Origin of the sequence: Metabacillus niabensis (genome assembly GCF_020524345.1) — a bacterium.
In the GTDB taxonomy this organism is placed as follows: Bacteria; Bacillota; Bacilli; order Bacillales; family Bacillaceae; genus Metabacillus; species Metabacillus niabensis_B.
The window spans coordinates 79,271-92,645 of the sequence record NZ_JAIVLH010000001.1 but is presented as its reverse complement, the minus strand read 5'-3'; the positions used below and the strand labels follow the sequence as shown (position 1 = coordinate 92,645).

General features: G+C 36.2%; 13 protein-coding genes and 1 other annotated feature (1 of these 14 only partly in view). All 13 genes read right to left on the bottom strand.

What is annotated here, in order from left to right:
• Window positions 1–49 (bottom strand) — a sequence feature (ribosomal protein L21 leader region) (it extends 31 nt beyond the left edge of the window).
• A 70-nt stretch (window positions 50–119) separates the two neighbouring features.
• On the bottom strand, window positions 120–1,586 hold the full coding sequence (locus LC095_RS00430) for an Rne/Rng family ribonuclease (RefSeq protein ID WP_226526328.1): 1,467 nt from the start codon (window positions 1,584–1,586) through the stop codon (window positions 120–122).
• 181 nt (window positions 1,587–1,767) lie between these two features.
• Entirely contained in the window at window positions 1,768–2,634 is an 867-nt protein-coding gene (locus LC095_RS00425; RefSeq protein WP_226526327.1) for a M50 family metallopeptidase, read from the bottom strand.
• A complete protein-coding gene (locus tag LC095_RS00420; protein WP_226526326.1) occupies window positions 2,627–3,421 on the bottom strand; it encodes a M23 family metallopeptidase in 795 nt (264 codons plus the stop codon). The genes LC095_RS00425 and LC095_RS00420 overlap by 8 nt, the downstream gene beginning before the upstream one ends.
• Window positions 3,422–3,587: 166 nt before the next feature.
• The gene (gene minD / locus LC095_RS00415; RefSeq protein WP_226526325.1) at window positions 3,588–4,391 is read right to left on the bottom strand and encodes a septum site-determining protein MinD; all 804 of its coding nucleotides are present in this window, start codon (window positions 4,389–4,391) and stop codon (window positions 3,588–3,590) included.
• Between the two features lie 2 nt (window positions 4,392–4,393).
• Window positions 4,394–5,077: a septum site-determining protein MinC gene (minC, locus tag LC095_RS00410; RefSeq protein ID WP_226526324.1), complete on the bottom strand. Its 684-nt coding sequence runs from the start codon at window positions 5,075–5,077 to the stop codon at window positions 4,394–4,396.
• Window positions 5,078–5,208: 131 nt separating this feature from the next.
• Window positions 5,209–5,727 carry a rod shape-determining protein MreD gene (gene mreD / locus LC095_RS00405; RefSeq protein ID WP_226526323.1) on the bottom strand — a complete coding sequence of 173 codons (519 nt, stop codon included), beginning with the start codon at window positions 5,725–5,727 and terminating at the stop codon, window positions 5,209–5,211.
• Window positions 5,728–5,729: 2 nt separating this feature from the next.
• Window positions 5,730–6,683, bottom strand: coding sequence for a rod shape-determining protein MreC (mreC, locus tag LC095_RS00400; protein WP_226526322.1), 954 nt, complete (start codon window positions 6,681–6,683; stop codon window positions 5,730–5,732).
• A gap of 109 nt (window positions 6,684–6,792) precedes the next feature.
• Window positions 6,793–7,812, bottom strand: a complete 1,020-nt coding sequence (locus LC095_RS00395) for a rod shape-determining protein (RefSeq protein ID WP_026558603.1) — start codon at window positions 7,810–7,812, stop codon at window positions 6,793–6,795.
• A 234-nt stretch (window positions 7,813–8,046) separates the two neighbouring features.
• Window positions 8,047–8,736 (bottom strand): RadC family protein, encoded by a 690-nt coding sequence (gene radC / locus LC095_RS00390; protein ID WP_226526321.1) that lies wholly within the window; start codon window positions 8,734–8,736, stop codon window positions 8,047–8,049.
• Window positions 8,737–8,841: 105 nt separating this feature from the next.
• On the bottom strand, window positions 8,842–9,411 hold the full coding sequence (locus tag LC095_RS00385) for a Maf family protein (RefSeq protein WP_226526320.1): 570 nt from the start codon (window positions 9,409–9,411) through the stop codon (window positions 8,842–8,844).
• A 155-nt stretch (window positions 9,412–9,566) separates the two neighbouring features.
• On the bottom strand, window positions 9,567–10,586 hold the full coding sequence (locus LC095_RS00380; RefSeq protein WP_226526319.1) for an SPOR domain-containing protein: 1,020 nt from the start codon (window positions 10,584–10,586) through the stop codon (window positions 9,567–9,569).
• Between the two features lie 271 nt (window positions 10,587–10,857).
• Window positions 10,858–11,631: a prepilin peptidase gene (locus tag LC095_RS00375; protein ID WP_226526318.1), complete on the bottom strand. Its 774-nt coding sequence runs from the start codon at window positions 11,629–11,631 to the stop codon at window positions 10,858–10,860.
• Window positions 11,632–12,043: 412 nt separating this feature from the next.
• Window positions 12,044–13,369, bottom strand: a complete 1,326-nt coding sequence (locus LC095_RS00370; RefSeq protein ID WP_226526317.1) for a bifunctional folylpolyglutamate synthase/dihydrofolate synthase — start codon at window positions 13,367–13,369, stop codon at window positions 12,044–12,046.
• Window positions 13,370–13,375 lie beyond the last annotated feature (6 nt).

Genomic DNA, 13,375 nt, shown 5'->3' with positions numbered 1-13,375 from the left:
ATGCCTGGCATTGCTTTAAAAACCATGATTTGAGCGGTTGTAGCACGGGTGCGCTACAAGTCATAACATGTTACATAATAACAAATCATATTAAATTATGCAACTAATTTTTATTTGATTTAATAAGGGGGTGATGACAGCTTTTCCTTTAGTAATCGTTCATCACCCATTTGCTTAATACGATACGTTGGGACATGTGATAATATCTCTGAGAATAGAATATTAAATTTCAACATATCTTGAAGCCTTTTTAAGTGTTCTTCATTTGTTCCTTTTAATAGGTCGATGACTTCCCCTGTTGCTTCAATCCACATGGCTTCTTCATCCATAAATTGATATTCCCATAGTTCTCTCTCTAATTTGTATGCAACAGACTCAGCGGAGGCAATACGTCCCGAGCCACGACATGTTTTACAAAGATCTGTCACATTACTTTCTAACGACTTGCGCATTTTCTTTCTTGTTATTTGTAATATATTTAATTCTGTAAAGCCGATGACTTTATGCTGAACACGATCCTTATTCATTTCCCGTTTCATCGTCTCAAGTATCTTGTTTTGATCTTGTTTATGCTTCATATCAATAAAATCAATCAAGATGATTCCACTAAGATTCCTCAACCTAATTTGTTTCGCAATTTCGATAGCAGCAAGTTCGTTCGTTTTCAAAACTGTGTCACGCATCGATAATTTCCCGGAAAATTTTCCGGTATTAACGTCAATAATTGTCATAGCCTCGGTTTGCTCAATTAAGATGTATGCACCGTTTTTCAACCATACTAAAGGCTTGAGTAATTTTTCGATTTCTTGTTCTATTTTATATGTAGAGAAAACCGCCTCTTTATGTTCATGATAGTGAACAGATGTTTTAGGAAACAGCAGCTTTAGTTGCTGGACGCGTTCAATTTGATCACAAATTAACAAATCCTCATCTTTTATGACGATCTCAGATAAAATCCTATCAATAAAACGTTTAGATTCAAATACACAAATAGGCTTATCATGTGTTTGTTTCTTTACCTCTTTAAATGTCTGTTTTAAGTGATTATACTCTTTTTCCAGCTCCTCCTTTGATTGTTCCTTAGAAGCTGTACGAAAAAGAACCCCTTCTTGATCCTGTATAAACGTTTGAGCTACGGTTAAAAGTCGGTTTCTTTCCTGTTCATCTTGAACTTTTTTCGAAACCGCCAAATAGTTACCATAAGGCATGTAGACAAGTAAATGGCCACCAAATTCAAGGTTCATGGTCAACTTTGGTCCCTTTTGTTCTGTCCCAACTTTAGCAACCTGAACGAAAATCATTTCTCCTTCTTTAATATAGTGAGAAATTGATGGATTTGACTCAGATTGATTTGCTTGCTGAAAGCGTAAAATGTCGTTCCGATGAAGGTACCCATTTTGTGATAGCCCAATATCCACAAACGCTGCCTGCATGCCTGGTAATACCTTTTTTACTCGACCAATATATATGTTTCCAACAATATCGTCTTCAAAGGAATATGATTGGTGAATTTCTGCTAATTGTTCATGTTCAAAAATTGCACAACGAGTTTCTCTGCCTTTTTCATTTATAATAATTTTACGCACGTTATGTTAAACTCTCTCTTTCTTTGGCTTTGTCACTATTTTACTACAAGGTGCTTTTTCTAGCATCTTATCTAAGTAGTAGGAAGTTTTGCACCCTTTCCTTTTAGGTTAATCGAAGCTGCAGGATGCTCGCTTCGATCAACCTAAACGTTTATTCATAGAACTTTTAAGAACTTCCATTTTAATAGTCATACACAAGGTCTCCTATTTTAGAGTCTGTTAGTTTATTTGCAAAGTATGCATGTAATAGTTCATTTTCATCCATTTCTGACACCTTTGTTCCATTTCGTTCAACTATAATTAAGTGTTTGCAGCCGCGTTGGAATTGCAGGAGGACATGGTACACTAATTCAGATTCATCCACGACAATCGGTTTAATACGGTTTATTTGGGTTTGTTTTCCGTAATATCTCTCCATTAAAAAACGTAAACAGCTGTACATTTTATTTTTATGTTCATGATAAAGACTATAAACGAGAAACGTTGTGATAATCCACATATTTAAGTGGGTAGGAGAAAATAAGAGAATAGCTGTTACGTAAAAAACTAAAAAGATAATAGATGTGATCATCATATAGGAATGAGCTTTTTGATATGACCAATGTTTTGAAAATACAATAAATAATAGCTTACCACCATCTAATGGCCAAACAGGCAATAAATTAAACAATAAAACGGATAAGTTATAAAATGTGAATAATTGATAGTCACTTATATGAATTATATGAGAAATATAAAGGAGAAAAGCTGCTCCTTGAAGCCATAGATGCTGAATAGGTCCTGCAAGCACAACCATGCATTCTTCCCTTAATGAACGATTTCCATGCTCATCAACCTCAGCAACTCCTCCAAAGGGGAGAAGCATAATGGACTTTATCCTCCAAGAAAAAAAATGAGCACTGATTGCATGGCCCATTTCATGTACAAAAATAATGATCATTAATAGAAATAATGGTTTAAAGTTAGCTGTAATGACACTAATTGCAATCATGACCCATAACAAAGGATGTATATGTATTTTTTGGAGAAGTGATAAGTATCTATTCAAATTGTATCACCTGTATTGGGTCAATAAATGAATCTCCCTTTTTGATCGCGAAGTAATACGTTCCCTTTTGATTTTCTGAAAGCTTAATTTTGCCTAATTCTTTTCCTTTTTCCACAAAATCATAGAGTGGTACATCTATTTTGTCTAAATTTCCATACCAGGATTTGGTACCATCTGCATGCTGCAGAACAATTGTAAGGCCTGTATCTTCTTTTTCACCTGCCTCAATAATAATTCCTTCATTCATCGCTTCAACAGAAGGCAGATTCGTTTCCACCATAATTCCTTGACCATTATCTTTGAACGATTCCAACACCTTCCCTGATGCAGGAACAGCTAGCTGGGCCACCTCTGTTTCATTTTCAGCTTTTTCACTGTCAGTCGTGCCATTGTTAAACAATGCTAATGGTTCGCCAAACTGATCTCGATACCATTTGGATACAGTCGCAAATTGAAATTCTTCTTCAAGAGAATAGTGTACAACCTCTTTCGCCTTATCAAACAACGGAGATCCATTTTTAAAGACAATAGCTGTTACTAATACCAATACCGCTGAAAATAGAATTTTAAAGATAAAAACTTCAGTACGGAAAAGTGGGTGGGCTCCTCTTTGATTTCCTGGGCCACCTTCATAGGTAGGGGGTGAATATACACCGCCATATCGCTCTTCCTCACTCATAAAAAGTGATGTTCTTTGTGATGTCTCGTTGGTTTGACTACCTGCTATTCCTCGATCCCTCTTTCTTTTTGCAATTCTTTTTCTTATTTCGTCCGCTCGATGACTCATCCCCATCCATCCTTTTAGCAAGTTTGTACAAGTGTATGCCTTGTCCTTATGGAATATGAATGTTTTTATAGGAAATAGATACAGATTAAGAAGCAAAAGAAAAAGACTAGAATCCTTCATTTTGAAAGAATCTAGTCCGTAATCTATGTATCTATGAATGTATGTTTTAAACACGAACACCAAAAAATCTTTTTAACTTAACAAGCATCCCTTTGTTTGGTTCATCTAATGATTGTAATGGAACAGATTCACCTAAAATACGTCGTGAAATATTTCTGTAGGCAATCGCTGCACGGTTGTTTGGGTCCATAGCAATTGGTTCACCATTGTTAGACGCTTTAATGACATCGTCGTCATCAGCTACGATTCCAATAAGATCAATAGATAAATGAGTAACAATTTCGTCAACATCAAGCATGTCCCCATTTTTCACAAGATGATTTCGGATACGATTGATCACTAACTTTGGCGGTTCAATATCCTCCTGCTCTAATAAACCGATAATGCGGTCTGCATCACGAACAGCTGATATTTCAGGTGTTGTTACAACAATTGCTTTATCTGCCCCGGCAACTGCATTTTTGTACCCCTGTTCAATACCCGCAGGACAATCGATCACGATATAATCATAATCCTGTTTTAATTCATTCACCAGTTTTTTCATTTGCTCTGGCTTAACAGCTGTTTTATCACTTGTTTGTGCAGCTGGAAGTAAATATAACAGATCTTCAAAACGTTTATCTTTGACGAGAGCTTGATGCATTTTACAACGCCCTTCCACAACATCAACCAAATCATAGATAATCCGATTTTCAAGTCCCATTACGACATCAAGGTTTCGAAGACCGATGTCTGTATCTACTAGACAAACCCGTTTGCCTAATATAGCTAAAGCTGTCCCAATATTTGCCGATGTCGTTGTTTTCCCAACGCCACCTTTACCTGAGGTTATGACAATTGCTTCACCCATTGTTAGATTCCTCCTTCAAACCTTGTTAAATTTGGTCGTAGATGAGTTAGTTGTTGTAATCTCTCAATTACCATTTCTTCATCTTCATTTAAATAAGCACATTCCATCTCAGAACCCTCATGAGGGGTATGATCTGGTGCCCGATTAATGATCTCACCGATTCGCAGTTGAGACGGTTTCATAAGAGAAGCAGCAATCACTGCCTGGTTATTTCCATCATTGCCAGCATGAGCAATCCCTTTTAAAGCACCTAATACAAAAATATTTCCGGAAGCATTTACTTCTCCACCAGGATTAACATCCCCAATGAGCAGTAAATCTCCCTTTACTTTTAATATTTGCCCGGAACGAACAATTTTGGTTACCGGCACAATTTCTGTTTCTTTTTTTAATCTCAATGCCTCATCTTTTGTAATGACATTGCTTTCTATTGATTCAACTAAAAGATTTCGCTTTTGTTTTATAACTGTTTCTAGTTTTTCTCGCTGATTCGTATTAATTAAACGGTTTCCAACCTTAACATTCACTCCAATAACAGGGCCAGTTTGTTGAACATACTGTTTTAAAGATAGCATTTCCTCTAATTCTTGGAGCAATTGGTCAAAAGAACATGAATCATCGAGATGCAACGTTAAGCCATCTTTCGTGCCTTTAATCGTAACATATTGTTGTTTTTGGACCTTCATGACGTTCACCTCAACGATTTTACTATTCGACAGAACTGCCCGAATTCCTTTTTTTACGAGATAATAAAGTAATCATTTTTTCATATAGTTGCTCTTTTAGCTTTTTTGTGTGCAGTCAACCATACATATCATTAATCTTCTAATTCAGCTTTTTTTAATTTCGTTAAAAACGACTTGAGCGGGAAAATAAAGAGTAACGCAAAAATGAAGTTTAGCCCAAGGGTTGTAAGTAACCTTTTGGTTGTAAAATCGTATAGCGACATATCGGTGGCACCAATTGCGTAATTAATGCCAAATACGTAAAACTCCAGTATAGCGATGGCAAGAGTCGACAAAAAGATGACAATCAAAACATGTTTATGAAGCACCTTCATCGCCTTTGAAACTAGATAAGCAAGAAAAGCATAGGAAAAAAGATAGATCCCTATTACTTCAATATAGACTACGTCATGTAAAAAGCCAAATATTAACCCGAATAACATACCTTGGGTTCGATTTAAATACACCGTAATTAAGATAACAAAGACCAGCAAAAATCTAGGTATATAAATATACTCTTCACCTAAAAAGGAAATATCCACAAGTTGAGCGAAGGTACTTTCACTTATAAAAACAAAAAGAACTAGAAAAGGAAGAATAAAACGTCTCAAAACTATTCCTCCTCTTCCTCGGCTAGCGCGTCAACAGGATCCTCAGATGAAGCAACACGATCTGCAACCCATACCCGATCAACATCATAAAAATCTGCTGTTGGTTTAATATAAGCCATTTGTTCTAATCCATATGAATCAGGCTCTACTTCCATTATTTCCCCAATTAATATCCCTCGTGGAAAAACTCCACCCTTACCTGATGTTATGACTTTTTGACCTTCAACAAGCTTTACGTCAGACTCTATTTTTCGTAGTAAAAGGGCGCCTTTTTCTTTGTCATACCCCTCTATTAAGCCTGTTACGGTTTCATTGCTTTTGGTTGTCTCTTTGTTTTCATCTTTGTTTTCTTCATTGTTTTCTTCTTCTTCATTCTCTTTGACTTCTACAGGCTGAACTTCAGCTGAAATTCTATTTTTTAAATCTGTTGCGCTTAATAACTGGACTGTTGAAGAAAATTGGGAAGTTGATTTCACTTTCCCGATTAAACCTTGTGCTGTTACAACAGCCATATTTGGCTCGACGCCGTCTTGTTCACCTTTATCAATTGAGATATAGTCATACCATTTATCAGGATTCCGCCCTATAACAGCTGAATAAATAGGGTTATATTTTCGTAAATCTGAGACTTCTCCCAGCTCAATTTTCAATTTTTCATTTTCAACTTTATAATCTTGAAGATCTGCCTCGAGCTGCATATACTCATCGAGCCTGCTTTTTAACAGCTCATTTTCTTCGTATGTATTTTTAAGGTCTTTTATGTTACCAAAAACATTTGATACATAAGTAGCAGGTTTATGAAAAATAGACTGAAAAACACTTACCGTATCTTGTAAGAATTGCTCTGGCCATGACAGCTGTCGGTCGTCCTTTAACGAAAAACCAATTAATGACACTAACACAATAACACTAACGAGTAACAAGATTAGGCGTTTGTTTAGAAAAAACTGCGGCATGATGAACACCTTCTTATTTACAATTTAAAAACACACCGGTACGTGTACGTGTAAGCAGAATATCCTTACATCCTATTACCGGTGTTTCAAAACTTATTTCGTGGTTTACTTAACGGCTGTCTCTTGCTTTATTTTTAAATAGATGAATGTGTTCTAACGCTTTACCAGTTCCAATTGCAACACAATCCAGCGGATCTTCAGCAATCAATACCGGCATATTGGTTTCTTCCCCGATAACTTTGTCAAGATTTCGAAGCAATGCTCCGCCACCAGTTAACACGATTCCTCTGTCCATAATATCTGCAGCAAGTTCAGGAGGAGTTTTTTCTAATGTATTTTTTACAGTGTCTACAATTGTATATACTGTATCTTTTAGTGCTTCCGCAATTTCTGCTGCTGTAATTTCAATGGTTTTAGGTAACCCGGTTAAAAGATCGCGTCCTCTGATGTCCATGTTTTCTACACCATCTGGTGAACCAGCAGATCCTATTTCAACCTTAATAGCTTCAGATGTACGATCACCAATCATTAAGTTATATGTTTTCCGAATGTATGTAGTAATCGCCTCATCCATTTCATCTCCTGCGACACGAATAGATTGACTTGTTACGATACCGCCAAGTGATATGATGGCTACTTCTGTTGTACCTCCACCGATATCAACAACCATGCTTCCCGTTGGCTCCCAAACAGGTAAATTAGCCCCAATAGCGGCAGCAAACGGCTCCTCAATTGTATAAGCATCTCTGGCTCCGGCTTGCCTTGTTGCATCAATAACTGCTCTTTCCTCAACAGCGGTAATTCCGGATGGTACACATACCATGACATAAGGCTTTCTTGCGAACACACCTTTTGTCGTTGCTTGCTTAATATAGTACTTCATCATCGTAGCGGTTGTTTCATAATCTGCAATAACTCCGTCTTTCATAGGTCGAAGGGCCACAACATTTCCAGGTGTACGACCGATCATATTTTTCGCATCATTACCTACGGCTACAATTTGTTTTGTGTCTGTTTGCAAGGCCACAACTGATGGCTCACGAACAACAATTCCTTTTCCTTTTACAAATACTAGTGTATTTGCAGTCCCTAAATCTATCCCAAGGTCTCTTGTCCCAATTCCGAACATAGGGTGTATCTTCCTTTCTGAAACGAATGTACTTTTTTTACTTATTATTTTCAGGAAAATTGACAGAATACAACTTTCTTCTTTGTTAGATTAACGTGCGTGTCAAAACAAATCGATATCGATTTCACGTTTTGACATGTTTCCTCACTCTTCCCCAAAACAAAGAGTCTTTTGGTTCTTTCCTAAAAAAACTCATAAATCTTATTATATCGTAATTACTCAAAAAAAAAAGTATTAGATATAGCCTTTTTCTTTCAAACTTACATATTTTTGTTCACCAATGATAAGATGGTCCAAAAGTTCTATTCCTAACATCTTTCCACATTCAGTTAGACGCTTGGTTACTTCGATATCCTCCCGGCTTGGTGACGGATCTCCGGAAGGGTGATTATGTATACAAATTAAAGAAGCAGCAGACCTCTTTAAAGCTTCTTTGAATACCTCCCGTGGGTGAACAATCGATGCGTTAAGACTGCCGATGAACACTGTTTGTTTATGAAGAACTTGGTTTTTGGTGTTTAAGTATAAGCAGACAAAGTGTTCTTGACTTAAAAAACGCATCTCCTCCATGACATAATTGGCTCCGTCTTGTGGAGAGCGAATGACAAACCGATCATCATATGTTAATCGGTTCATACGTCTGCCCAACTCTAAAGCAGATAAGATTTGCACAGCTTTTGCTGTACCGATGCCTGAGATCGTTGTAATTTCTTCAACTGATGCATCCTTTAACATTCTCAATCCTTCAAAATGCTTTAACAATTTCTGTGACAATTCTAAGACGGATTCCTTTTTCGTACCAGTTCGGAGAAGTATAGCTAATAACTCCTGATTTGACAGCTTATCAGCTCCTTCATTTAAAAGACGCTCTCTTGGTCGTTCATCTTGTGGGAAATCCTGGATTTTAAAGGTTGACGGTTCCATTTATCCTCCTTCGTTCCCCTTTCTGCTCATAAACTTTTCTCTATGTGTACTATCATGTTCCTACACTATTGTTTTATGCCATAGCTGACTTAAAAAAATTTGCTGCTACCACTTAAAACCTGAACGTAGAAGTTCTCTTTTTGTTCTAGCAATCGGTAAACCCATTACAGCATAATAATCACCTTTTATCTCTTTCACTAAAAGAGCACCAAATCCTTGTATACCATAGGCCCCTGCCTTATCCATCGGTTCTCCTGTATTAACATATTCTTCAATTTCTCTTTGAGTTAATGGATAAAATGTGACACTTGTTTGTTCACAAAAGGAATGGTGATTTCCGTTGTGAACAATTGAAACACCTGTATACACCTCATGTGTTTGTCCTGAAAGCATTGTCAGCATTTCCCGTGCTTCTTGTTCACTTTTTGGCTTTCCAAGCATTTTCCCTTGATACACAACAAGGGTATCAGAACCTATAACATAGAAATTCGATTTTGTTTTTGCAACACTTTCTGCTTTTTGTTGGGCCAATGACTGAACCATGTCTGCCGGATGAAGATTCTCATCTACAACCTCCTCAACCTCACTACTTATCACTTCAAAAGGAAGTTGCAGAAGCTCTAGAAGTTCTTTTCTACGGGGAGAAGCTGAAGCTAAAATGAGGTTTGAATTCATGTAAAAAACATCCTTTCTTCGTTTCAGATTAGAAGATACTTCTATATCTTACCAAAGGAGGTTTTTTTGGACAATTTTTCATTTTTTAATTTTGTGTATAAAAAAGACAACCCCAAATCCCCTCTATATGTAGATAAAGGAGCTTTGGAGTTGTGTTAACTTCCCTGTAAGGTTTGAACAACGTCAAGGATGGATTGTTGTGCTTTCCAACCTTTATTTTCCTTAATATTCGCTGAAGCTTGAGATAACTTTTCAATTAAAGCTTTTTCATTTTCATTTCCTGTTTCAATTGCGTTCAATTGTTCTTCTATTTTTACCAGTTCATCAGCATTAATACTCTGATTATTCGTTACAGATGCTGAGAATGCAGCTAACGTTGTAATGGTGCTTACCCACTCTTCAGGTGTTTTTGTAGTTGAAATAGATAGAGATAGCTGCTTTCCTCCCCAAAAATCCGGAAATTCCTGTTGTTTATATTGCTCATTCATGGCACTAGTTTCTGTTTTTTCTTTCCCTAATCCTGCTAACACCGTAAAGGAGCCATCTGTTTCAATAACGGTTGAGGCCAGCCCCTTTTCTTTAATTTCCGCTGCTACAGTTTCCGCTCCTTCTTTTGACGAGAAAATTCCACCTTGTACCGCATAAAGCTGTAATGATGCTGTTGAGGTGGCGGTGCTTGTCGATTGTTTGTCATCTTTTTGATCCGAAGGATTATCCGCCTTTGAATCGTCTGTCACAATGACGTCTGTTGGAGTTGTTGCAGCCGGCATATCTTCATTTGACAAGAAATTTAAAGCAATATATCCAAAACCGACCCCAAGTCCTACAGCTAACAATACAATGGTTGTCATCTGTTTCATTGGAAAACCAAGATTACGATTGGTTTTCTTTTTAGGAGAATATTGAAATGGCGTCACATTTTGATTTGAAAGTAATTTCTTCTTTTTAGAGGGTATTACCACTTTTGGATCCTCTTCAAAAACAGGATCATCCTCAGGTAAAAGCCATGGAAAATCATCTTCTTCTTTTTTTGCTGAAGCCATTTCCTTTTCGGCTTTACGTTTTTCTTCCCATGAGGATATTTGGTATTGATCATTCGTTTCCTTTTTTTCTGATAAGGAACGGTCCTTTCCATTTATTTTAATTTTCACAGTATCTGAGGTCTGCTTGTCCATATGCCTACCACCCTTCTTATTGCACGAGCATTCATATTGATCTTATGCTAACAAAAGCACACAAAAAAAGAACAAGACATTTGTCGTCTTGTCCATAATATTTTCCGCCATTTTCTGACAGTTTCCTACTGATCTTCATCTACTAAATTCGTAAACCACCTATATTATTTGAACTTATCAAGTTTTTTTATTCGACAATCTATCTAATCCTTTTAAAGAAAATTTTAAAAGAATGAGTAAAGGAATAATGGCTCAGAACCATTACACACGTTTAAAAGAAGTAAGGAAAGAAATTTGTTACATACAACTGGATTAGATATTGACCAAAGAAATAAGATATTAAAGCACCTAGCACGAGGAATGGACCAAAAGGAAAAGGTTTTCCCGTTTTAATAAAACCCATCATCATTCCGATAATCCCAATAACTGTGCCGATTAATGTAGCTAGAAAAAAACTTAATAAAACAGGTTTCCACCCTAAAGCAAGACCAAATACAGCCAATAGCTTCATATCGCCCCCACCCATGCCCCCACGACTAACCAAAATAACGACAAGCGGCGCAAAGGTTCCAATTACTAAGCCTGCAAAAGGATCCCACCAAGGATCTGTTGGAATAATAAGGCGTTCTCCTAAAAATAAAAATAGAAAAAATACATTTACTTTATCAGGAATAATCATATATTTTATATCAGAAACAATTACAATCATACATAACGAGATAAGTGTCCAGGAGATAACCAATTCTTTTGACCATCCCACCAGTATCGGTGAAATTGTAAAAAGAATTGCAGTGAGAAACTCCATTGTAGGATATAAAGGTGAAATAGATGTTTTGCAGTTTCGACATTTACCGTTTTGAAATAGGTAAGATAGTATTGGGATTAATTCAAGTACTGATAGTTTTTTGTTGCATACTGAGCAGGATGAGCCAGGGTATGTGATCGATTTTTTTAATGGGACGCGTAGTCCTACAACATTATAAAAGGAGCCAAGGACTGCACCTATGATGAAGATGTAGGTGTGTAGAATGAAGGGTGTTAGCATTTCAAGGGCTCCTTTTCAATAGAAAAATACACAATAACTATACTTATTTTTATAGAAATTATTTCAATAATAAATTAAATTTCTTACAGTAACCACCACTTCTTGAATAACCTCACAGCTCAAGTTGGTTTACTTTTCAACCTTAGCATCCTCCCAGTCTATCAAATCGCCGTTTTTTTTCAGAATATGAAACCTAGGTCAATTATACCAATTCAATAAACTTAATATAATGAATTTGTTTAATCTTTACAAAAAGATAACAAATTAGTCGATAATTGTGTAGGGAATATTTCTTATAATATGAAATGTAAAGAGCAAGTGAAAAAATGACAAGAATTCTTTAACCTTCCTATTAATCACCTTCCGTATATTCGAATTACTTAAATATCCACCTATTTTAATACTTAATTTATTAAGTACTTTTATTATTAGAATCTTTTTTAAGCAGGTAATTTCGAATAGCGGAAATAAAATAAAGTGATCCGGTAACAATTATTAGATCATTTTTTTTATTTTCATTTGACACTAGCAACTCATTCAATAGTCCCTGCCAAGACTTAGAAAAAGACTTTTTATCAAACTCACATGCAGAATATAAGTCTTCAGCCCTTGCTGCTCTCGGAAAATCAAACGTCGTAAAATGCATGGTGGTCGCAACAGTACTCAATCGATCAATCATTTTCTTATAATTTTTATCACTCAGTGCACTGAATAAAAAATGAATTCGATTATGGGAATAATGCCTTTTAATCGTATCAATTAAACTTTCAATTCCTTCATCATTGTGTGCACCGTCAACGATCACGACCGGATTTTGATGAATAAGCTCAAAGCGGCCTTTCCACATTGATTTCTTTATTCCTTTCACAACTTCATCATAGGTCATTTTTACGGCCCCTTGCTCTTTTAAATAATCAATAACAGAAATAGCAAGCGCTGCATTTTTAATTTGATGATTTCCTCTCATCTTAATTTTGACATCTTCATATGTGTTGGTTTCTGTTTTTACTGAGAACTTTTCACCATGTTCCCAAGGAGAAAGGTTCTTTACACTTATATCTTTACCAAGTGAGTAATAAGGAGCATTTTTATCTTTTGCTGATTGCGAAAGCACCTCAAGTGCATCTTCTTTTTCTGCTGCTGTGAAAATTGGTCTTCCCTTTTTAATGATACCTGCTTTCTCACGAGCAATATCAGTTATCGTGTCACCGAGTATAGTCATGTGGTCATACCCTATGTTTGTAATAACAGATAAAATAGGATCTATGACGTTAGTAGAATCCAACCTGCCACCAAGTCCTGTTTCTAGTAATAGAAAGTCAGGTTTATTAACTTTTCCAAAATATAAAAACATCATCGTTGTAATGATTTCAAATTCGGTTGGTGAACCTAGGTCAGTATTTTCTATTTTCTCTGCATATGGCTTTACTTCATTTACTAAAGATAACATCTCATCATCTGTTATAGGCTGACCATTTACACTTATTCGCTCATTAAATGTTTCGATATAAGGTGAAGTAAAGGTTCCTACCTTGTAACCTGCTTCCATAAGCATATGCAGCATATAAGAAATTGTGGACCCTTTACCGTTCGTTCCTGCTACATGAATGGTCGGGATTTTTTTTTCTGGATGGTCTAGCTTATTTAACAGCCATTCCATTCTTTTGAGGCCTGGTTTCACACCAAATTTTAAACGGTCATGAATCCAGTTTATTGCATCATCATACTGTGAAAACACACACAT

Bases quoted from the DNA above. Each gene is read 5' to 3' on its own strand.
- LC095_RS00385 (WP_226526320.1), bottom strand. From the start codon at position 9,411: ATGAATTCAAACCTCATTTTAGCTTCAGCTTCTCCCCGTAGAAAAGAA.
- LC095_RS00375 (WP_226526318.1), bottom strand. From the start codon at position 11,631: ATGCTAACACCCTTCATTCTACACACCTACATCTTCATCATAGGTGCA.
- minD (WP_226526325.1), bottom strand. From the start codon at position 4,391: ATGGGTGAAGCAATTGTCATAACCTCAGGTAAAGGTGGCGTTGGGAAA.
- LC095_RS00395 (WP_026558603.1), bottom strand. From the start codon at position 7,812: ATGTTCGGAATTGGGACAAGAGACCTTGGGATAGATTTAGGGACTGCA.
- minC (WP_226526324.1), bottom strand. From the start codon at position 5,077: ATGAAGGTCCAAAAACAACAATATGTTACGATTAAAGGCACGAAAGAT.
- radC (WP_226526321.1), bottom strand. From the start codon at position 8,736: ATGGAACCGTCAACCTTTAAAATCCAGGATTTCCCACAAGATGAACGA.
- LC095_RS00380 (WP_226526319.1), bottom strand. From the start codon at position 10,586: ATGGACAAGCAGACCTCAGATACTGTGAAAATTAAAATAAATGGAAAG.
- mreC (WP_226526322.1), bottom strand. From the start codon at position 6,683: ATGCCGCAGTTTTTTCTAAACAAACGCCTAATCTTGTTACTCGTTAGT.
- LC095_RS00420 (WP_226526326.1), bottom strand. From the start codon at position 3,421: ATGAGTCATCGAGCGGACGAAATAAGAAAAAGAATTGCAAAAAGAAAG.